Consider the following 20,850-nt stretch of genomic DNA (forward strand, 5'->3'; position numbering starts at 1 on the left):
CCCGGCCTACGGCCGACTGCGCCGCTGACCGGCCTACGGCCGGAACCGGTACCCCATACCGGGCTCTGTCAGCAGGTGCACCGGCCGCGCCGGGTCCGCCTCCAGTTTGCGGCGCAGCTGGGCCATGTACTGGCGCAGGTAGTTCGTCTCGCGGTCGTAGTTGGGGCCCCAGACGCGGTGGAGGAGCTCGCGCTGGCTCACGAGCTTCCCCGGATTGCGCAGCAGCACCTCAAGGAGCTGCCACTCGGTCGGCGTCAGCCGCACCTCGTCGCCGTCCTTGCGGACCTCCCGGGCCGACAAGTCCACAGTGACCGGGCCGATCGCCGTCACCGGCGATTCCGCGCCCGGCCCCGACCGGCGCGTGGCCGCCCGGACCCGCGCGAGCAGCTCGCCGATGTCGAACGGCTTGGTCACGTAGTCGTCCGCGCCCGCATCCAGCGCGGCGATCTTCTCGGCGCTCGCGGCCCGGCCCGACAGGACCAGGATCGGCGCCTTCGACCAGCCGCGCAGGCCCTCGATCACCTCGGCGCCGTCCATGTCCGGCAGGCCCAGGTCGAGCACCACCAGATCAGGGACGACCGCCGCGGCAGCGCGCAGCGCCTGCGCGCCGTCGGCCGCGGTCGTCACCTCGTACCCGTGCGCCGCCAGGTTGATCCGCAGCGCCCGCGCGATCTGCGGCTCGTCATCGACTACCAGGACCTTGATCACTCCGCACCCTCTCCATCAGGCGCCGCAATCCGCAGCGCCAGCACCATCGTCAGCCCGCCGCCCGGAGTCGCCTCCGGCCCCAGGGTCCCGCCCATCGCTTCGGCCAGGCCGCGCGAGAGCGCGAGGCCGAGGCCGACGCCGGTCGTGTTGTCGCGGTCGCCGAGCCGCTGGAACGGCCGGAACATCGTCTCGCGGTCCTCGTCAGGGACGCCGGGGCCGCGGTCGATCACCCGCAGCTCCACCGTCCCGCCGTGGATGCCCGCCGTCAGCCGCGGCGGCTCCCCTTCGGGGCTGTACCGCAGCGAGTTGGCGATGACGTTCACCAGGATCCGCTGGAGCAGACCCGGATCGGCCATCACCTCCGGCAGGTCCGCGGGCACGTCGAGCCGCACATCCGCCGCGGCCTCGCCGATTTCGTCGAGCGCCCACGGGACGGCTTCGTCGAGGGCGATCGGTACGGGGTCGGCGCCGAGCACGCCTGCTTGGAGGCGGCTCATGTCGAGCAGGTTGTCGACCAGGCCGGTCAGTCGCGACAGTGACTGCTCCGCTGAATCCAGGAGCTCCATGCGTTCTCCGGGGGTGAACAGCTCTCCGGTGGATTTGAGGCTGGAGACGGCGACCCGGGCGGAGGCCAGTGGTGTGCGCAGGTCGTGCGAGACCGCGGCCAGCAGCGCGGTCCGGAGCTTGTCCGCATCGGTGAGCCGCTCGACCGCCTCCGCTTGGCGTTCAAGGCGTTCGCGTTCCAGCGCGGCGGCGGCGTGCATCGCGAACGCCTGCGCGATCCGCCGGTCCGCCGCTTCGAGCGTGTGCCCGCGCAGCGCCATCGCGAGGTCGTCGCGGATCGGCAGGTCGTTCTCCGCGGCGCCGGGACTGCCGCACGCGGCGCCCGCGTGCGCCACGATGCGCCACGCCTTCGGGTCGTGCCGCTCGTCCGGGCCCGCGCCCGGCGCCGTGCGCTCCAGCAGGGTCACCGACGTGAGCGAGAACGTCTCCCGCAGCTGCTCCAGCAGGTCGTCGAGTCCCGAGCCGCCGCGGAGCACGTTCCCCGCGAGCGTCGCGAGGGTCTGCGCCTCGGCGCTGGCGCGCGCCGCCAGCCGCGCCCGCGCCGCCGACAGGTTCACCACGGCCGCGCCGCCGAGCGCGAGCGCCACGAACACGACGAGGGCGACCACCTGCTCCTGATCGTGGATCTTGAACTCGTAGTAGGGGGTCGCGAAGAAGTAGTTGAGGAGCAGGAACCCGATCAGCGCGCCCAGCAGCGCGGGCCACATGCCGCCGGTGAGCGTCAGGGCCATGACCGCGGTGAGGACGATGAGGATCATCGTCGTCAGCGACAGGTCCTCGTGGAGGGGGATGAGAATCGTGACGAGCGCGGGAATCCCCAGGAACGCGAGCGCGATCCCGAAGCGCCGCCGCGCGGCGTCCACGATGCCCGGGCCTGACCGGGCCCGCTTGACGGACCTGACGCGTTCGTGGCTGACCAGGTGCACGTCGATCTTCCCGGACCGGGCGGTGGTGGTGACGCCGACGCCGCGCGAGAGCGCCTGCGCGAACCGGCCGCGGCGCGAAGCCCCCAGCACGAGTTGCGTCGCGTTCGCCCCGCGCGCGAACTCCAGGAGCGCGTCGGGGATCGAGTCGCCCACGACCTGGTGGTACGTCCCGCCCAGGTCCTCCACAAGGGTCCGCTGCCGCGAGAGGTTCCGGGCCGACCTGGCGCTGGTGAGGCCGTCGCCGGACGCCACGTACACGGCCTTCAAGTCGGCGTTCCCGGACCTGGCGGCGATGCGGGCGGCCCGGCGGATGAGCGTGTCGCCCTCGTCGCCGCCCGACAGGGCCACGACGACGCGTTCGCGCGACTCCCACACGGCGGTGATGTGCTGGTCCTCGCGGTACTTTTCGAGTTGGTCTTCGACCTTGTCGGCCAGCCACAGCAGGGCGATCTCCCGCAGGGCCGTGAGGTTCCCGACCCGGAAGTAGTTCGACAGGGCCGCGTCGACTTTCTCCGGCGGGTAGACGTTGCCGTGGACCATGCGGCGGCGCAGCGCCTCCGGCGTGATGTCGGCCAGCTCCACCTGGTCCGCCCGGCGCACGACCTCGTCGGGGACGGTCTCCCGCTGGGGGACCCCGGTGATCTGGGCGACGACGTCGTTGAGCGATTCGAGGTGCTGCACGTTCACCGTCGAGATCACGTCGATCCCCGCGTCCAGCAACTCGTCGATGTCCTGCCAGCGCTTCTCGTTGCGCGAGCCGGGGACGTTGGTGTGCGCGAGCTCGTCCACGAGCACCACGGCCGGGGCGCGGCGCAGCACCGCGTCGGCGTCGAACTCCTCGAAGGAGGATCCCCGGTACTCGACGGCGCGGCGGGGCACGGTCTCCAGGCCGTCGACGAGGTCGGCGGTGGCCTGCCTGCCGTGGGTCTCGACGAAGCCGATGACGACGTCGGTCCCGCGGTCGGCGCGGCGGCGGGCCTCTTCGAGCGCGGCGTAGGTCTTGCCGACGCCGGGGGCCGCGCCCAGGTAGATCCGGAGCTGTCCTCGTGGCACCTACTCATCATTGCCGCGATTTGCCAGAACGGCCGTCAAGAACGCGTCAAAGGTGTCAGGACGGGTCCTAAGCGCCGCCGAGGAACCGGACGATGACGGGGGTCGCGGCGCCCTTGGCGACGGCGTCGGGGCCGAGGAGCCCGGGGGCGATGCGCGCGGTCGCGAAGGGCTGCTTGAGGGCGTATTCGCCGGTGGCGGCGGTGATGTCGGCGAGGCGGCGGGCCGCGAGGAGGTGCCCGGCCCAGCCGCCGATGACGATCAGCTCGGGGTTGAACAGGTTGAGCAGGTCGGCGAGTCCGGCGCCGAGGTAGCGGACGGTCTCGTCGATCACGTCGGCGGCCGCGGGGTCGTCGAGGAGCCGCTCCAGGGCCGCCTCCTCGCCGCCGTCGAGGTCGACGGCGCCGGTCGCGGCGAGGAACCGGTCGAGGACGCCTTCGGCGCCGACGTACGCCTCCAGGCAGCCGCGGGACCCGCACCGGCAGCGGCGCCCGTCGACGCGCATCGTGGTGTGGCCCCACTCCCCGGCGCTGGACCCCGCGCCGCGGTAGAGGGCGCCGTCGGCGACGACGCACGAGCCGACGCCGGAGCCGATGAGCGCGATGATCGCGTTCGAGGCGCCCTTCCCGGCCCCGAACCACAGTTCGGCCTGGCCCATGGTCATCGCGCCGTTCTCGACGTGGACCGGCAGCGGCCCGAGGCGCTCGGCCAGCAGGCGCCCCAAGGGGACCGCGTCCCAGCCGAACGCCTGGGCGTGGACGATCCCGTCGGGCCCGTACTCGACGATGCCGGGCATGCCGACGCCGACGCCGAGGACCGGGACGCCGCCTGCCGCGCCGAGCACCTCCCCGACACCGGCGGCGATCCGGTCGATGACCGTCGCCGGGTCGTGACGGCCCGCTTCGAGCGCGTACCGCGCGGCGGCCCGCGGTTCGAGCGTGAGGTCCAGCAGCTCGACCTGCACGTGGGTCTCGCCGACGTCGACGCCGACGACGAGCGCGTGCCCGGGGTCCACTTCGAGCAGGATGTGGGGGCGGCCGCCGTCGGAGTCGACCTTCCCGGCCTCGCGGACGATGCCCTCGGCGATGAGCTCGGCGGTGACGTTCGAGACCGTCGCGGTGCTCAGGCCCGTGGCGGGGGCGAGGTCCCTGCGGGTGAGCGGCCCCTCGAAGTACAGCGTCCGCAGCAGTCGCATCCGGTTGCCGAGCTTGAGGTCGCGGGTCGTCATCCGCTTGGGGCGTTCCATCTGTCCACCAGTCCGTGTCGTTACCTGTCCGGAGCCATGCCGTTATTGCGGGGAGATTGACGGCACGAGTCGATCTACTTAATCTAAGTCTTAACAGTAAGTCGTAGACCTACTGGTCCAGCCTACATCCGGCCCCCGCTCCGGGGGTGAAAGGACCGCGTCAATCATCCCCTCCCGGCCGCAGGCGTCCCCCGCGGCCGCAGCAAGGAGCACCCGTGACCACACCTTCCCGCCGCCGCGGCGCGGCCGCAGCCAAGGCCGCCGCACTCGGCGGCACCGCACTCCTCCTCGCCGCCGCCTGCCTCGACGGCGGCGGCTCCAGCGCCTCCGGCAAAGTGGAGATCCGCTGGTTCGTCGGCATGGGCGCCGGCTCAGACGCCCCGACCATCCCCGCCCAGGAAGCGATCGTCGAGGAGTTCAACGCCTCCCAGGACGACATCGAACTGGTCCTGGAGATCGTCGACGCCGACCAGGCCCCGAACATCCTCTCCACCCAGATCGCCACCGGCGACGCCCCCGACATCGTCGGCCCCATGGGCATCCGCGGCCGCTCCACCTTCCCCGGCGCCTGGCTCGACCTCACCCCGTACATCGAGGAGAACGAGTACGACCTCACCGACTTCGACCCCGCCCTCGTCGACTTCTACCGCATCGAAGAAGAAGGCCAGATCGGCCTGCCCTTCGCGGTCTTCCCGTCCTTCCTCTACATCAACCTCGACCTGTTCGACGAGGCCGGACTGCCCTACCCGCCCCAGGAGTACGGCGCCCCCTACATCGACGCCCAAGGGACCGAGCACGTCTGGGACATCGCCACGATGACCGAGCTCGCCAAGCAGCTCACCGTCGACGCCGACGGCAACGACGCCACCAGCCCCGACTTCGACCCCGCGAACATCGTCCAGTTCGGGTTCGGCAACGTCTTCGCCGACATCCGCGCCCAGTCCACCCTCTTCGGCGCCGGATCCCTCGTGGACGCCGACGGCAACGCCCAGATCCCGGCGAACTGGGCCGAGGCCCAGCAGTGGTACTACGACGGCATGTGGACCGACCACTTCATCCCCAACGGCCCCTACGGCGACTCCGACATGCTCAACGCCGGGTCCTGGTTCGAGTCCGGCAACCTCGCCATGGCCAACACCCACCTGTGGTACGCCACCTGCTGCATGGCCGGGTTCGAAGGCACCTGGGACACCGCCGCCGTCCCCTCCTACGACGGCACCACGACCGCGAAGCTCCACGCCGACACCTTCTCCATCACGAAGAACACCGAGCACCCCGACGAGGCGTTCGACGTCCTCACCTACCTCATCGGCGACGCCGCCGAGGACCTCACCCAGACCTACGGCGGCATGCCCGCCCGCATCAGCCTCCAGGACGGCTACTTCGAGCGCGTCGGCGCCGCCAACTTCGAAGGCCAGGACATCAACTGGGACACCGCCGTCGAAGGCATGACCTACGTCGACAACCCCTCCCACGAAGGCGGCATGCCGAACTTCCTCGAAGCCGAAGCGGTCCTCGCCGAGTACGCCACCAAGTTCAACACCGAGGACGGCCTCGACATCCCGACCGAGCTCGCCGCCCTCCAAGCCGACCTCCAAGCGGTCTTCGACGCCGCCGAATAACCGCAATCACCGGGCCCGGACCAGACCCCCGGGCCCCCTCCCCGCCGGGCGGGCGCCACGCCGCCCGCCCGGCACCCCCACTCCGCCTTCCGAAAGGCCCACCACCCATGTCCGGTCTCACCGACGCGGTCCTCACCGCGCGGCGGCGGCGCGGCGGCCGCCCCACCCGGCCCGCCGGGCCGATGCAGCGCCGCGAAGCCCGCTGGGGCTACTTCTTCATCAGCCCCTGGATCCTCGGCTTCCTGCTCTTCTCGGCCGTCCCCATCGGCGCCTCCCTCGTCTTCTCCACCCTCGACTTCCAGCTCACCGACCCCGGCGCCACCACCTTCGCCGGCACCTCCAACTGGGAACGCGCCCTCGCCGACCCCGACACGTGGACCTCCCTCGCGGCCACGTTCCGCTTCACCGTCCTGTTCCTGCCCCTGAGCATGGTCGTCGCCCTCGCGCTGGCGCTCCTGCTCAACTCCAAGCACCTGCGCGCCACCGCGTTCTTCCGGCTGCTGTTCTACGCGCCCTCGATGATCCCGCTCGTCGCCGGCGTCCTCATCTGGCAGCAGGTCCTCAACCCCCAGACCGGCTGGGTCAACCGGCTCATCGGCCTCACCGGCGTCCACGCCACCGGCACCGACGGCATCCGCTGGTTCGACAACCCGATCCTGGTGCTCTTCGCGTTCAGCTTCATCGGCCTGTGGGGCATCGGCAAGTCCATGGTCGTCAACCTCGCCGGACTCCAGGGCATCCCCACCGAGCTGTACGAGGCCGCCGAGATCGACGGCGCCGGCTGGTGGCGGCGCCTGCGCAGCGTCACCCTCCCGCTGCTGTCCCCGATCATCTTCTTCAACCTCGTGATCGACTCGGTCGCGATCCTCCAGTACTTCGTCGTCCCCTGGGTCCTCTTCGGCGCCACCGGCCGCCCCGACGGCGCCAGCCGCTTCCTGCTCGTGAACTTCTACCAGCAGGCGTTCGTCTTCGGCGACATGGGCTACGGCGCCGCCCTCGCCTGGATCATCTTCATCGTCGTCGCCGCCCTCACGGGCGTCCTCTTCGGCACCTCCCGCTACTGGGTCCACTACGGAACGGAGCGCTCGTGACCACGACGCAGCCCACCGAGAACGCCCTGCGCCGCAGGCGCCGCGGCACCCTCCTCACCCTCTGCACCACCCTCGGCGCGCTCCTGCTCGCCGCGGTGTTCCTCATGCCCCTGGGCTACGGCATCGCCACGTCCCTCAAGGACAAGGACGGCGTCTCCGACCCCGACACCGGCGTCCTGCCCGTCTCCGCCCTCACCTTCGACTACGAAGGCGAGACCCACGACGTCTACGCCGTCCCCATGCCCGACGGCTCGACCCGCGACCTCGCCCTCATCGAGCCCGGCCGCGAGTCCAGCGTCTTCATCGACCCCGACGACCCCGAAGCGGGCCCGATCGAATGGGACGGCCGCTGGCGCACCCTCGACCGCGTCACCGGCCTCGACCCGCAGTGGGGCAACTTCACCGAAGCGTGGAACACCATCTCGTTCCTGCGCCTCACCGGCTGGACCCTCATGTACGCCCTGGTGACCATGGCCTTCACCGTCGCCTCCTCCGCCTGGGTCGCCTACGGCTTCGCGCGCTTCCGCTTCCCCGGCCGCGGCCTCCTCTTCGGCCTCCTCATGGCCACGATCCTGCTGCCCCCGGCGGTCACCCTCGTCCCCAAGTACGCGGTGTTCCTCCAGATGGGCTGGGTCGGCACCTACCTGCCGCTCATCGTCCCGCAGCTGTTCGCCAACGCCTTCAACGTGTTCCTGCTGCGCCAGTACTTCCTGACGATCCCCAGGGAGCTCGAAGAGGCCGCCCGCATCGACGGCGCCGGACCGATCCGCACCTTCCTGCGCGTCATCGTCCCGCAGTCGATCCCCGCGCTGACGGCCGTGAGCCTCTTCCACTTCTTCTACGCCTGGAACGACTTCTTCGAGCCGCTGCTCTACCTCGCCGGGAACCGCGACATCGTCCCCATCGGCGTGGGCCTGAGCTACTTCAGCGGCGTCTACAACTCCGAGCCCCACCTCATCCTCGCCGCCTCGCTCCTGGCGCTGGCCCTGCCCGTCGCGATCTTCCTCGCGGCCCAGCGGGTCTTCGTCCAGGGCATCGTCGTCACCGGCGTCGACAAGTAACCAAGGAGCACACCATGACCAGTCCCTTCCCCGACGGCTTCCTGTGGGGCGCCTCGACCGCCGCCTACCAGATCGAGGGCGCCGCCGCCGAGGGCGGCCGCGGGCCGTCCATCTGGGACACGTTCGCGGCGACCCCCGGCAAGGTCAAGCACGGCGACACCGGCGACACCGCCTGCGACCACTACCACCGCTGGCGCGAGGACACCGCCATCGCCGCCGACCTGGGCCTGAACGCCTACCGCCTCTCGGTGTCGTGGTCGCGCCTCCAGCCGTCCAGGCGCGGCGACCTCAACCCCGCGGCGGTCGCGTTCTACCGCGAGCTGCTGGCCGACCTGCGGGACAAGGGCATCCGCTCGGCGGTCACCCTCTACCACTGGGACCTCCCGCAGGTCCTCGAAGACGAGGGCGGCTGGCCCGAGCGCGCCACGGCCGAACGCTTCGGCGACTACGCGGCCCGCACCGCGCGGGCCCTGGGAGACCTCGTCGACGAGTGGATCCCGGTCAACGAGGCGTGGTGCGCGGCGTTCCTCGGCTACCACGCCGGCGTCCACGCCCCGGGCCGCCAGGACCGGACCGCGGCGCTGCGCGCGGCCCACCACCTCAACCTCGCCCACGGCCTCGCCGTCGCGGCCCTCCGCGAGCACGCCCCCGCGGGGAAGATCGGCTCGGCGGTCATCATGACCGACATCGAGGCCGCCTCGGACCGGCCCGAGGACGTGCGCGCCGCGCGCCTCTCAGACGGCGGCGGCAACCGCCTGTTCCTCGACCCGCTGTTCCGCGGCGCCTACCCCGAGGACATGCTCGCCCACTTCGCGCCCACCGGCGCGTTCGACGCGGTGCGGCCGGGGGACATGGAGACGATCGCCGCGCCCCTGGACTTCGTGGGCGTCAACCACTACCACCGGTTCGTCGTCGAGGCCGACCCCGACGACGCGCACCTGGGCAACCGCGCCCTGCCCCCGGCCAACCCGGTCACCGGGTTCGGCTGGGAGATCCACCCCGAGAGCCTGCGCCGGGTCCTGGCGCGCCTGTCCGACGAGTACACCGGCCTGCCGGTCTACATCACCGAGTCGGGCGCGTCCTTCGAGGACGCGGTGGCCGCCGACGGCTCGGTCGACGACGCCGACCGCGTCGCCTACCTGGAGGGGTACATGCGCGCGGCCGGGCGCGCGATCGAGCAGGGCGTGAACCTCCGCGGCTACTTCGTGTGGTCCCTGCTCGACAACTTCGAGTGGGCCGAGGGCTACTCGAAGCGCTTCGGGCTCGTCCGCGTCGACTACGACACGCAGCGGCGCACGCCCAAGCGCAGCGCCGAGTGGTACCGGGGCGTCATCGCCTCCAACGGCGCGGCCCTCTACAGCGCGTAGAACTCCCGGCCCGCGGCCCTTGCCGGGCGCCGCGGGCCGGGCTCACGCCTCGGGCCCGTCCCAGCCCCACTTCGGCAGCGCCAGACCGGCCTCGACCGCCCCGGCGTCGTCGGGATGCGATCCCATCAGCGCGGTCGCCCACCGGAACCAGTCCCGCAGGGACGCCCGCAGCCGCGGGTCCGGCGGGAGGCCCGCGTCGTCCAGCGCCAGCGCGAAGCAGGCCTGGGCGGCCTCGTCGAGCTCGGGGTGCGCGCCGTTGCCCGAGTGCATGCGCAGCACGCCGCTGTGGTCGCCGAGGGCCCCGGTGTAGGCGGCGGGCCCGCCGAGCTGCTCGCCCCAGTACGCGGCCAGGCGCTCCAGGTGCTGGGGGTGCTGTCCGGGGTGGCTGAACGGGTGGGCGGTGAGCTCGTCCTGGAGGCACCGGCGGTGCCAGGCGCGGGCGAGCGCGAGCATGGCCGCGGCCCCGCCGGCGGCCTCGTACACGGTCCGGTCCATGCCCCCAGCCTGCCACGGGGCACCGACATCCGAGGGCGCTACGGCGGGGGACCGGCGGTGCCCCGCTCGATGAGCGCCACGTCCAGGGACACGGCCCGCTCGGGGCGCGGCCCGCCCGCGAGGCGGTCCATCATGAGCCGCACCGCTTCGGCGGCCTTCCCCGGCAGGTCCTGGGCCACCGTGGTCAGCTTCGGGGTCACCAGCGCGGCGAGGTCGGCGTTGTCGTATCCGACGACGGACACGTCCCGGGGCACCGACCTGCCTGCGGCCGCGAGCCCTTCGATGAGGCCGATCGCGAGGATGTCGGCGGTGGTGAACACCGCGGTCACATCGGGGCGCTCGGCGGCGAGGCGCCGCCCGTACGCGAAGCCGCCCGCGTGCGTGGTCTCCACTTCGGACACCAGGGCCGGGTCGAACGCGATCCCGTGCTCCTCCAGGACCTGCCGGTACCCCTCGAAGCGCTGGTGGACGACGCCGGTGTCGGCGAACGCGGGACCGGCGAAGGCGATGCGCCGGTGCCCCAGGCCCGCGAGGTGCCGGGTGGCGAGGACGGCGCCGCCGAAGTCGTCGGAGCGGACCTCCATCGCGAGGGGGTTCGCCGAGTAGGAGTCCATGGCGACCATGGCGACGTCCCCGACGTCGGCGGCGTCGAGCCGGTCGATCTCGATGTCGTTGAAGCCCAGCAGGACCGCGCCGTCGAGGTTCCAGGACCGGAGGGCCTCGGTGATCTCGCCGCGGCGGGAGATCCCGCGGAGCATGAGGTGGTAGTCGAGGCGGCGCAGCTCGCGCTCCAGCATGCCGACGACCTCGACGGTGTGCGGGTCGATCGTCAGGCTCGACTCGCCGACGGCGGGCACGAGCAGGCCGACGAGCCGCGAGGACTTCGCGGCGAGGCTGCGCGCCGACGCCGAGGGGACGTACCCGCGGTCCTTGACGATGCGCATGATCCGCTCGCGCGTGGCCGCCGAGACCCTCGCCTGCTTGCCGTTGACCACGTTGGACACGGTCATGAGGCTGACGCCGGCCTCCGCCGCGATGTCCTTCAGCGTGACGCCCAAGGGGGCTCCTCTCCATCGGGCGAGCGGTTACCGCACCCCCGCCGTTGACAAGTCTGACACCCGTCGTCTACGCTACCGACCAAGGTATAGCGCTAAACCTAGCATGTGCTGGGCTTCCACCGCGTACCGACCCCTGCCTTCAGTGCGCCCGAGCGCGCCCCGACGACCCGAACGGACCCACCTTGCACGAGTCGCAGCAGCCCGACGCCGCCCCCGAGTGGTGGCGCAACGCGGTGATCTACCAGGTCTACCCGCGCAGCTTCGCGGACGCCGACGGCGACGGCACCGGCGACCTCGCCGGGGTGCGCGAGCGCCTGCCCTACCTCGCCGCGCTCGGCGTCGACGCGCTCTGGTTCACCCCCTGGTACCGCTCGCCGCAGGCCGACGGCGGCTACGACGTCGCCGACTACCGCGAGATCGACCCCGCGTTCGGGACCCTCGCCGACGCCGAGGCCCTCATCGCCGCCGCCCTCGCGCTCGGCATCCGCACCATCGTCGACGTCGTCCCCAACCACATCTCCGCGCAGCACCCCTGGTTCCAGGAGGCCCTGGCCGCGGCCCCCGGCGACCCGGCCCGCGACCGGTTCTGGTTCCGCGACGGCAAAGGCGAGCACGGCGACGGCCTCCCCACCAACTGGGTCTCCAGCTTCGCGGGCGAGACCTGGACCCGCACGACCGGCCCCGACGGGACCCCCGGACAGTGGTACCTGCACCTGTTCACCCCCGAGCAGCCCGACCTCAACTGGAACCACCCCGACGTCGCCGCCGAGCACGAGGCGGTCCTGCGGTTCTGGTACGACCGCGGCGTCGCGGGCGTGCGCATCGACTCGGCCGCGATGCTCGCCAAGGACCCCGACCTGCCCGACCTGGCCGAACACCACGGGCCCGGCGAGCACCCGCACAACGACCGCGACGAGGTCCACGACGTCTACCGCCGCTGGCGCAAGATCGCCGACTCCTACGACGAGCCCCGCCTCCTCGTCGGCGAGGTCTGGCTTGAGGACACCGAGCGGTTCGTCCGCTACCTGCGCGACGACGAGATGCACACGGCCTTCAACTTCGACTTCATGTCCCGGCCCTGGGAGGCCGGCGCGATCCGCGACTCGATCGCGTCCACCTTCGCCGCCCACGCCGCCGTCACCGCGCCCCCGACCTGGGTCCTGTCCAACCACGACGTCACCCGCCCGGTCACCCGGTACGGCCGCGAGGACTCCTCGTTCTCCTTCGCCGCCAAGCGGTTCGGCACCCCCACCGACCTTGCGCTCGGCGCCCGCCGGGCCCGCGCCGCCGCCCTGCTCACCGCCGCCCTGCCCGGCGTCCTCTACATCTACCAGGGCGACGAACTCGGCCTCCCCGAAGTCGAGGACCTCCCCGAAGGCGCCCGCGAGGACCCCATGCACTTCCGCTCCGGCGGCGTCGACCCCGGCCGCGACGGCTGCCGCGTCCCCCTCCCGTGGACCCCCGACGGCCCCACCTACGGCTTCAACACCACCGGCACCCCCGCCTGGATGCCCCAGCCCGCCGGATGGGGCGCGCACGCCGCGGCCCTCCAGGAGGCCGACCCGGACTCCTTCCTGCACCTCTACCGCGCAGCGATCCGCCTGCGCCGCACCGAACCCGCCCTCCGGGGCCCGGACTTCGCCTGGGCCGACGCCGCACCCGGAGTCCTCGCCTTCACCAGAGGCGCCGACCTCCAATGCGTCGTCAACTTCGGCGACGACCCGATCGACCTGCCCGCCCACAAGGGAGTGCTGCTCGCCAGCGCCCCCCTCGGCGGCGACCGCCTGCCCGGCGACGCCGCCGCGTGGCTGCGGGTCTGAGCCGAAACCCCTCCATCACAAAGGAACCGACAAGGAGCAATGATGCTTACCTCTCGCACCGCCGCAGCCGTCACCGCGGCCGCCCTCACCGCCCTGGGCCTCGCGGCCTGCTCGGACGACGGCCCCGACGACGGCAAGACCCACATCACCGTCACCATCGACGCCGGGCTCGAACAGGCCGCCATCGACGCGTTCAACGCCCGCGTCGAGCAGTTCGAGGACGCCAACCCCGACATCGACGTGGAGACCCAGGAGTACACCTGGACCGCCGGGACCTTCACCGCGCAGCTCGCGGGCGGCACCCTCCCCGACGTGTTCTCCATCCCCTTCACCGACGGGCGCGGCCTCATCGAGCGCGGCCAGATCGCCGACATCTCCGCGTACACCGCCGAACTGCCCTACCGCGACGCGTTCAACCCGAACATCGCCGCCGCGGGCGAGGACGCCGACGGGAACCTGTGGGCGATCCCGATCGCCGCCTACGGCCAAGGGCTCCACTACAACCGGACCCTCTTCGAGGCGGCCGGGCTCGACCCCGACGCCCCGCCGACCACCTGGGACGAGGTCCGCACCGCCGCCAAGGCCATCAGCGACGCCACCGGCGAGGCCGGGTACGCGACGATGACCAACGGCAACACCGGCGGATGGATCCTCACCACCGTCGTCGACGCCCTCGGCGGGCGCACCGAGGACGCCGGGACCGCCACCATCGACACCCCGCAGATGCGCGAGGCCCTCGCCCAGCTCCAGGCCATGCGCTGGGACGACGACTCCATGGGCGACACCCTCCAGTACGACTGGGCGGGCATCAACCAGGACTTCGCCGCGGGCCGCATCGGCATGTACGTCTCCGGCGGCGGCAACTACGGGAACCTGTTCACCCAGAACGGCCTCAACCCCGACGACTACGGCCTCACCGTCCTCCCGCTCGCCGACGCGCCCGACGCCGGGGTCCTCGGCGGCGGCACCCTCGCCGCCGTCAGCCCCAACGCCGAGCCCGCCGAGCAGGAGGCCGCGGTCGCCTGGATCGACTTCTACTACATGGAGAAGCTCACCGACCAGGCCGCGGCCGTCGCCGACGCCGAGGTGAAGGCCGAGACCGGCCAGCCCGTCGGCGCCCCCGAGCTGCCCGTGTTCGACCAGGCCACCTACGACGAGCAGCAGTCCTGGATCGCCGAGTACGTGAACGTGCCCGTCGACCAGATGGCGCCCTACACCTCCCAGGTGTTCGCCCAGCCGCTCGTCAACGAGCCCGTGACCGCCACCCAGGAGGTCTACGCCGTCCTCGACACCGTCGTCCAGTCCGTCCTCACCGACGAGGGCGCCGACATCGACGCGCTCCTGGCGACCGCCCAGGCCGACGCCCAGGCCGCCATGGACGCCGCCGCGTAACCCGAAGGCACCGAACATGACCACCACCGACATCCGCACCTCCGGCGCTTCCGGAGGCGGAGTCGCGGGACACCAGGCCGGGCCGCCCCGTGCGGCCCGGCCGGGCCGACCGCGCGCCCGCCTCGCCCGCGCCCGCTCCGGGCTCCACACGCTCGTCTTCCTGGCGCCCATGCTCATCGTCTTCGGGGTGTTCTCCTGGCTCCCCATCGGACGCGCCGTCGTCATGAGCTTCCAGCGCACCAACCTCGTCACCGACCCCGTCTTCGTCGGCTTCGCGAACTTCCAGCAGGTCTTCGCCGACCCGCAGCTGTGGACCGCGATCCAGAACACCGGGTACTTCGCGCTGCTGGCCCTCCTCTTCGGCTACCCCGTGCCGCTGGTGGCCGCGGTCCTCATGAGCGAGGTCCGCAAGGCCCGCGGCCTGTTCTCGGCCCTCGCCTACCTGCCCGTGGTCGTCCCGCCCGTCGTGGCCGTCCTGCTGTGGAAGCTGTTCTACGACGCAGGCGAGGACGGCGTCTTCAACACCATCCTCGGCTGGTTCGGCCTCGGCCCCGTCGCCTGGCTCCAGGACGCCGACGTCGTCATGCCCTCCCTGGTCCTCGAAGCCACCTGGGCCGCCGCGGGCGGCACCGTCATCATCTACCTCGCCGCGCTCGTCGGCGTCGACCCGAGCCTCTACGAGGCCGCCGAGATCGACGGCGCGGGCGTGTGGCGCAAGCTCTGGCACATCACCCTCCCGCAGCTGCGCGGGGTCCTGCTCATCACGTTCATCCTCCAGATCATCGGCACCGCGCAGGTGTTCCTGGAGCCGTTCCTGTTCACCGACGGCGGCCCCGCCAACCGGACCCTGACGCTGCTGCTGCTCATCTACCGGTACGCGTTCACCAACTCCCTCGGCGGCGACTACGGCGCCGCGGCCGCGCTCAGCCTCATGCTCGCGGTGGTCCTCGCCGCGTTCTCCATGCTGTACTTCCGCCTCACCAGGAAATGGAGCAGCTGATGGCGGCCCAGACGACCACCGACCGGGGCCTGCTCGCCCCCACCGACCGCAAGCGCGCCAGCGTCCGCTGGTCCACCCGCCTCCTCCACGGCCTGCTCCTGGCGATCCTCGCCGTCGCCGGGCTCGGCCCGATGCTGTGGCTCGCCAAGGCCGCCGTCACCCCCACCCAGGACACGCTCCGCCACCCGATGGCCCTGTGGCCCAACGGCATCGACCTCGCCAACCTCGCCGAGGCCTGGACCCGCGTCGAGATCGACAAGTACTTCTTCAACACGATCGCGCTCGCCGCCGGGTCCTGGGCCGTGCAGCTCCTCGTCGCCGCCACCGGCGGCTACGCCCTCGCCGTCCTGCGCCCCCGCCTGGGCCGTTACCTCTCCGGCGCGGTCCTGGCGACCCTGTTCGTGCCCAGCGTGGTCCTCCTCGTCCCGCTGTACCTGACGATCCTCGACCCGCCCGTCGTGGGGACCTCGATGCTGAACACGTTCTGGGCCGTGTGGCTCCCCGCCGGGGCCAACGCCTTCAACGTCCTGCTCATGCAGCGGTTCTTCGCGAACCTCCCCAGGGAGGTCTTCGAAGCGGCCCGCGTGGACGGCGCCGGGCCCTACCGGCTGTTCTGGTCGATCGTGCTGCCCATGTCCCGCCCGGTCATCGGCGTCGTCTCGGTCTTCGCGGTCATCGCGTCCTGGAAGGACTTCCTGTGGCCGATGCTCGTCCTCCCCGACCCGGCCCTCCAACCGCTGTCGGTGCGCCTGCCCGCGCTCCAGCAGTTCGTGGAGCTCGACGTGTTCCTCGCGGCGCTGGCGATCTCCTCGCTCATCCCGATCGCGCTGTTCCTGGTGTTCCAGCGCCTGTTCCTGTCCAGCGCCGGGCTCGGCGGCGCCGTCAAGGGCTGAGGCGGGGGCGGGGGAGGAGCCCCGCCCCTGTTCGGCATGTCCCGCTTGCCCTATTGACAATGGTCTATCCCGATGCTAAAAAGACAGGAATATTTAGAGAGAGCGCTCTCTCAGCGTAGCCCCGCCGTGACGCGCGCTCTCCTCCACGGAACGAGAGGACGCCTCCGTGAGACCACCCCGAGTCCGCAGACCCATCCGCAGGGCCCTCGCGATCGCCACCGCCGTCGTCGCCGCGACCGCGGCCGCCACGGTCGGCATCGTCGCCGCGGGCGCCTCCGAGACCTACGAGCCCCAGATCCAAGAGCAGGTCTCGGCCCAGGCGCTGACCTGGAGCGACGAGTTCAACGCCGCCGCGGGCACCGCCCCGAACTCCTCGAAGTGGAACTTCGACACCGGAGGCGGCGGCTGGGGCAACAACGAGCACCAGTACTACACCAACTCGACGTCGAACGCCGCCCACGACGGCAACGGCAACATGGTCATCACCGCCCGCAAGGAGAACCCCGCGGGCTACCAGTGCTGGTACGGCACCTGCCAGTACACCTCGGCGCGACTGCTCACCCAGGGCAAGTTCACGCAGGCGTACGGCACCTTCGAGGCCCGCATCCAGATCCCGCGCGGCCAGGGCATCTGGCCCGCGTTCTGGATGCTCGGCGACGACATCGGCTCGGTCGGCTGGCCCCAGTCCGGCGAGATCGACGTCATGGAGAACGTCGGCTTCGAGCCGAACTCGGTGCACGGCACCATCCACGGCCCCGGCTACTCCGGCGGCGCCGGCCCCGGCGGCACCTACACGATCGGCGAGCCGTTCGCGAACGGCTTCCACACCTTCGCCGTCAACTGGACCCCGACCTCGATCTCCTGGTCGGTCGACGGCACCACCTACCAGACCAAGACCGCCGCGGACATCGGCGGCAACGAATGGGTCTTCGACCACCCGTTCTTCCTGCTGCTCAACGTCGCCGTGGGCGGCAACTGGCCCGGCTACCCCGACGGCTCGACGCAGTTCCCGCAGACGATGAAGATCGACTACGTGCGCGTCTACTCCGGCGCGGCCTCCTCGGGCGGCGCGATCACCGGCCTGGCCGGGAAGTGCCTCGACGTGGAGGGCTCCGGGACCGCCGACGGCACCCCGGTGCAGCTGTACACCTGCAACGGCACCAACGCCCAGAAGTGGACCACCCCCGGCGACGGCACCCTCCGCGCGCTCGGCAAGTGCCTCGACGTCAAGGGCGGCGCCACCGGCGACGGGACCCCGGTCCAGCTGTGGACGTGCAACGGCACCGGCGCCCAGCAGTGGGCGTTCTCCACCGCGAACGACATCGTCAATCCACAGGCGAACAAATGCCTCGACGTCCCATGGGCGAACTCCGCCGACGGCACGAACCTCCAGATCGTGACGTGCAGCGGCAACGCCGCCCAGAAGTGGTTCCGCTGACCTGACACGAGAAGGGCCGGAGGGGATCCGCGTTCCCTCCGGCCCATACCCGTCCCCCTAGGAGACGGGGTACCGCTCGTCGAGCGCGAGGTTGAGCTCGACGACGTTCACCGCCGGGTCGCCCATGAACCCGAGGAACCGGCCGGTCGTGTACTCGTCGACCAGCGCCGCCACGTCCGCCTCGCCCACGCCGCGCTCGGCGGCGACGCGCGCGGTCTGGAGCTCGGCGTACGCGGGGGAGATGTGCGGGTCGAGCCCGGACCCGGAGGCCGTGACCGCGTCGGCGGGGACGGCCGGGTCGGCGGGCGCGTCCCCTTCCACCGGCACGACCACCGCCGCGGCGTGGTCCTCGCCGTACTCGGCGCATTCGACCTGCACGCCTTCGTACTCGGCGAGGAACGGCGCCTCGACGGCGCCGCACTCCTCGTTCAGGCTCACCACCCGGACCACGTCGCCCGAGGTGCCTTCCGAGTAGTAGACCCCCAGGACCGCGCCGACCGCCGAGTCGCCGGAAGGCGCGCAATACGGCCGCGACCCGTCCACGCCCTCGCGCTGGCCGACCGCGAACGACCGCTCGCACACCTGCGTGAGCAGGCTCTTGGCGGCGTTCTCGTCGCCGTCCCAGCCCAGTGCGGGGTCGGGGAGGGCGTCCACGACGTCCTCGGGCCCGAGGTTCGAGGCGCCGGAGACGAGCGGGTCGTAGTCGCCGCTCTCGCCGGCCGCCATCGAAGGGCGCGACTGGAAGTACTCCAGGAGCGCGGTCCCGTCCTCATCCGTGAAGGACTGCCCGATGAGCGAGGAGCCGACGACGTTCCCCGCCTCGTCGTACAGCAGCGACCCCTCGGCCTTGTCGTTCAGGCCCGGGAGCTGCGCCACCGCGAGGACGGCGAGCGGATAAACGATGCCGGTGACCGCGGTGAGCACCAGGAGCGCGCGCAGCGCGGCGAGGTGGTGTGCGATCCAGCGTGGAAGCCTAGCCATCATGCGACTCCGGGAATGAGCGCGACCAGCAGGTCGATGAGTTTGATGCCGATGAACGGCGTGACGATGCCGCCGAGGCCGTAGATCCACAGGTTGCGGCGCAGCAGCGCCGACGCGGACCCCGGCTTGTAGGCGACGCCCTTGAGCGCCAAGGGCACCAGGGCGATGATGACGAGCGCGTTGAACACGACCGCCGAGATGATCGCCGACTCCGGGCCGGCCAGGCGCATCAGGTTGAGCGCGTCCAGGCCCGGGTAGATCACGGCGAAGATCGCCGGGATGATCGCGAAGTACTTCGCGATGTCGTTGGCGATGGAGAACGTCGTCAGCGCGCCGCGGGTCATCAGGAGCTGCTTGCCGATGGCGACGATCTCGATGAGCTTGGTCGGGTCCGAGTCGAGGTCGACCATGTTCCCGGCCTCCTTGGCCGCGGACGTCCCCGAGTTCATCGCGACGCCCACGTCGGCGGCGGCGAGCGCGGGCGCGTCGTTGGTGCCGTCGCCGGTCATGGCGACCATGCGCCCGGCGTCCTGCTCGCGCTTGATGAGCGCCATCTTGTCCTCGGGCTTGGCCTCGGCGAGGAAGTCGTCCACACCCGCCTCGGCCGCGATGGCCTTCGCGGTGCGCGGGTTGTCGCCGGTGACCATGACGGTGCGGATGCCCATGGCGCGCAGGCGCGCGAAGCGCTCGGCCATGCCCTCCTTGACGACGTCCTTCAGGTAGATCACGCCGAGGACCTGCGCGGCCTCGCCGTCGCGGTGCTCGGCGACCACGAGCGGCGTGCCGCCCTCGCCCGAGACCCGGTCCACGAGTTCATCGACGCGCGGGTCGGGGTCGCCGCCGGAGGCGCGGACCCAGTCCACGACCTGCGCGGCCGCGCCCTTGCGGATGCGGTGGACCCCGGCGTCCTCGGCCAGGTCCACGCCGGACATGCGGGTCTGGGCGGTGAACTCGATCCACTCGGCGTGCGCGAGCTCCCCGGTGCGGCGCTCGCGCAGCCCGTGGGCCTCCTTGGCGTACACCACGATCGAGCGGCCCTCGGGGGTCTCGTCGGCGAGGCTGGAGAGCTGCGCGGCGTCGGCGAGGCGGTTGCCCGCCACGCCCGGCACCGGCAGGAACCGGGAGGCGCGGCGGTTGCCGTACGTGATCGTGCCGGTCTTGTCCAGCAGCAGCGTGTCCACGTCGCCCGCGGCCTCGACGGCCCGCCCGGACATGGCGAGGACGTTGCGCTGCACGAGCCGGTCCATGCCCGCGATGCCGATCGCGGACAGCAGCGCCCCGATCGTGGTGGGGATGAGGCACACCAGGAGCGACACGAGGACGATCCCGGTGACGCCGTTCCCGTCGATGACGGCCGAGTCCGGGGCCGCCGCCATGAAGTCCTTGGAGTAGATCGCGACCGGCTGCATCGTGACCACGGCCAGCAGGAAGATGATCGTCATCGCCGACAGCAGGATGTTCAGGGCGATCTCGTTGGGCGTCTTGCGCCGCTCCGAGCCCTCCACGAGCGCGATCATGCGGTCCAGGAACGACTTCCCGGGCTCGGCGGTGATCTTGACGACGATCCAGTCCGAGAGGACCTTCGTGCCGCCCATGACCGCGCACCGGTCGCCGCCGGACTCGCGGATCACGGGCGCGGACTCGCCGGTGATCGCCGACTCGTCCACGCTGGCGATGCCGGTGACGACGTCGCCGTCCCCGGGGATCGTCTGGCCCGCCTCGACCAGCACGTAGTCGCCGCGCACCAGTTCCGGCGCGGGCACCTCCACGGTCGCCACCTTCGGGGAGTCGATCGCGGGGTCCTGCTTCGCGAGCTTCCGTGCGACCGTGTCGGTCTTGGCCTTGCGCAGGCTGTCGGCCTGCGCCTTGCCGCGGCCCTCGGCGATCGCCTCGGCCGCGTTCGCGAACAGCACCGTCAGCCACAGCCACACGGTGATGGTCCACGCGAACACGCCCGGGTCGGCGATCGCGAGCACCGTGGTGAACACGGCTCCGATCTCGACGATGAACATGACCGGGTTGCGCCACATCAGGCGCGGGTCCAGTTTGCGCAGTGCCGACGGCGCGGACTTCACCCACTGCCCGGGGTCGAGCAGACCGCCCCGGACCTTCGGCGCCACAGTGGTCATTGCAGACAT

The 20,850-nt window shown here is 71.7% G+C and carries 16 protein-coding genes; 9 read left to right on the forward strand and 7 right to left on the reverse strand.

Annotated features, from left to right (window positions below; translation table 11 throughout):
• Positions 1–33: 33 nt before the first annotated feature.
• From B0I28_RS20045 to B0I28_RS20055, 3 genes are all read right to left on the reverse strand, one after another.
• The gene (locus tag B0I28_RS20045; protein WP_106365626.1) at positions 34–708 is read right to left on the reverse strand and encodes a response regulator; all 675 of its coding nucleotides are present in this window, start codon (positions 706–708) and stop codon (positions 34–36) included.
• Positions 705–3,251, reverse strand: a complete 2,547-nt coding sequence (locus B0I28_RS20050; protein ID WP_106365627.1) for a sensor histidine kinase — start codon at positions 3,249–3,251, stop codon at positions 705–707. The genes B0I28_RS20045 and B0I28_RS20050 overlap by 4 nt, the downstream gene beginning before the upstream one ends.
• A 67-nt stretch (positions 3,252–3,318) precedes the next feature.
• Complete coding sequence (locus B0I28_RS20055; RefSeq protein WP_106365628.1) at positions 3,319–4,494, reverse strand: ROK family transcriptional regulator; 1,176 nt, start codon at positions 4,492–4,494, stop codon at positions 3,319–3,321.
• 215 nt (positions 4,495–4,709) lie between these two features.
• On the opposite strand from B0I28_RS20055, the gene B0I28_RS20060 reads away from it, so the two are divergent.
• From B0I28_RS20060 to B0I28_RS20075, 4 genes are all read left to right on the forward strand, one after another.
• Entirely contained in the window at positions 4,710–6,116 is a 1,407-nt protein-coding gene (locus B0I28_RS20060) for an ABC transporter substrate-binding protein (RefSeq protein ID WP_219926880.1), read from the forward strand.
• Positions 6,117–6,223: 107 nt separating this feature from the next.
• Entirely contained in the window at positions 6,224–7,207 is a 984-nt protein-coding gene (locus tag B0I28_RS20065; protein ID WP_106365629.1) for a carbohydrate ABC transporter permease, read from the forward strand.
• Positions 7,204–8,268: a carbohydrate ABC transporter permease gene (locus B0I28_RS20070; RefSeq protein WP_219926881.1), complete on the forward strand. Its 1,065-nt coding sequence runs from the start codon at positions 7,204–7,206 to the stop codon at positions 8,266–8,268. Before B0I28_RS20065 ends, B0I28_RS20070 begins: the two co-directional genes overlap by 4 nt.
• Positions 8,269–8,282: 14 nt before the next feature.
• On the forward strand, positions 8,283–9,635 hold the full coding sequence (locus B0I28_RS20075; protein ID WP_106365630.1) for a GH1 family beta-glucosidase: 1,353 nt from the start codon (positions 8,283–8,285) through the stop codon (positions 9,633–9,635).
• Between the two features lie 42 nt (positions 9,636–9,677).
• Here the strand turns inward: B0I28_RS20075 and B0I28_RS20080 are convergent, their stop codons facing one another.
• Both B0I28_RS20080 and B0I28_RS20085 read right to left on the reverse strand, forming a co-directional pair.
• On the reverse strand, positions 9,678–10,130 hold the full coding sequence (locus B0I28_RS20080; RefSeq protein WP_106365631.1) for a globin domain-containing protein: 453 nt from the start codon (positions 10,128–10,130) through the stop codon (positions 9,678–9,680).
• A 38-nt stretch (positions 10,131–10,168) separates the two neighbouring features.
• Positions 10,169–11,188 carry a LacI family DNA-binding transcriptional regulator gene (locus tag B0I28_RS20085; protein WP_106365632.1) on the reverse strand — a complete coding sequence of 340 codons (1,020 nt, stop codon included), beginning with the start codon at positions 11,186–11,188 and terminating at the stop codon, positions 10,169–10,171.
• Between the two features lie 182 nt (positions 11,189–11,370).
• On the opposite strand from B0I28_RS20085, the gene B0I28_RS20090 reads away from it, so the two are divergent.
• The 5 genes from B0I28_RS20090 to B0I28_RS20110 all read left to right on the forward strand — a co-directional run bounded on the left by B0I28_RS20090 (position 11,371) and on the right by B0I28_RS20110 (position 17,731).
• Positions 11,371–13,008: a glycoside hydrolase family 13 protein gene (locus B0I28_RS20090; RefSeq protein WP_106365633.1), complete on the forward strand. Its 1,638-nt coding sequence runs from the start codon at positions 11,371–11,373 to the stop codon at positions 13,006–13,008.
• Between the two features lie 42 nt (positions 13,009–13,050).
• Positions 13,051–14,400, forward strand: a complete 1,350-nt coding sequence (locus tag B0I28_RS20095) for an ABC transporter substrate-binding protein (RefSeq protein WP_106365773.1) — start codon at positions 13,051–13,053, stop codon at positions 14,398–14,400.
• Between the two features lie 16 nt (positions 14,401–14,416).
• Complete coding sequence (locus tag B0I28_RS20100; protein ID WP_106365634.1) at positions 14,417–15,400, forward strand: carbohydrate ABC transporter permease; 984 nt, start codon at positions 14,417–14,419, stop codon at positions 15,398–15,400.
• The gene (locus B0I28_RS20105) at positions 15,400–16,293 is read left to right on the forward strand and encodes a carbohydrate ABC transporter permease (RefSeq protein WP_106365635.1); all 894 of its coding nucleotides are present in this window, start codon (positions 15,400–15,402) and stop codon (positions 16,291–16,293) included. The genes B0I28_RS20100 and B0I28_RS20105 overlap by 1 nt, the downstream gene beginning before the upstream one ends.
• Positions 16,294–16,459: 166 nt before the next feature.
• Complete coding sequence (locus tag B0I28_RS20110) at positions 16,460–17,731, forward strand: glycoside hydrolase family 16 protein (protein ID WP_106365636.1); 1,272 nt, start codon at positions 16,460–16,462, stop codon at positions 17,729–17,731.
• 57 nt (positions 17,732–17,788) lie between these two features.
• Here B0I28_RS20110 and B0I28_RS20115 read toward each other — a convergent pair whose 3' ends face one another.
• Both B0I28_RS20115 and kdpB read right to left on the reverse strand, forming a co-directional pair.
• Positions 17,789–18,712, reverse strand: a complete 924-nt coding sequence (locus B0I28_RS20115) for a potassium-transporting ATPase subunit C (RefSeq protein ID WP_106365637.1) — start codon at positions 18,710–18,712, stop codon at positions 17,789–17,791.
• On the reverse strand, positions 18,712–20,850 hold the full coding sequence (gene kdpB, locus B0I28_RS20120; protein WP_106365638.1) for a potassium-transporting ATPase subunit KdpB: 2,139 nt from the start codon (positions 20,848–20,850) through the stop codon (positions 18,712–18,714). Before kdpB ends, B0I28_RS20115 begins: the two co-directional genes overlap by 1 nt.

This window comes from Glycomyces artemisiae (genome assembly GCF_003002955.1).
GTDB classification, from domain to species: Bacteria; Actinomycetota; Actinomycetes; order Mycobacteriales; family Micromonosporaceae; genus Glycomyces; species Glycomyces artemisiae.

Coding starts and splice junctions, on each gene's coding strand:
- B0I28_RS20080 (WP_106365631.1), bottom strand. CDS start 10,130: ATGGACCGGACCGTGTACGAGGCCGCCGGCGGGGCCGCGGCCATGCTC.
- kdpB (WP_106365638.1), bottom strand. CDS start 20,850: ATGTCTGCAATGACCACTGTGGCGCCGAAGGTCCGGGGCGGTCTGCTC.
- B0I28_RS20065 (WP_106365629.1), top strand. CDS start 6,224: ATGTCCGGTCTCACCGACGCGGTCCTCACCGCGCGGCGGCGGCGCGGC.
- B0I28_RS20100 (WP_106365634.1), top strand. CDS start 14,417: ATGACCACCACCGACATCCGCACCTCCGGCGCTTCCGGAGGCGGAGTC.
- B0I28_RS20055 (WP_106365628.1), bottom strand. CDS start 4,494: ATGGAACGCCCCAAGCGGATGACGACCCGCGACCTCAAGCTCGGCAAC.
- B0I28_RS20105 (WP_106365635.1), top strand. CDS start 15,400: ATGGCGGCCCAGACGACCACCGACCGGGGCCTGCTCGCCCCCACCGAC.
- B0I28_RS20115 (WP_106365637.1), bottom strand. CDS start 18,712: ATGGCTAGGCTTCCACGCTGGATCGCACACCACCTCGCCGCGCTGCGC.
- B0I28_RS20075 (WP_106365630.1), top strand. CDS start 8,283: ATGACCAGTCCCTTCCCCGACGGCTTCCTGTGGGGCGCCTCGACCGCC.
- B0I28_RS20095 (WP_106365773.1), top strand. CDS start 13,051: ATGCTTACCTCTCGCACCGCCGCAGCCGTCACCGCGGCCGCCCTCACC.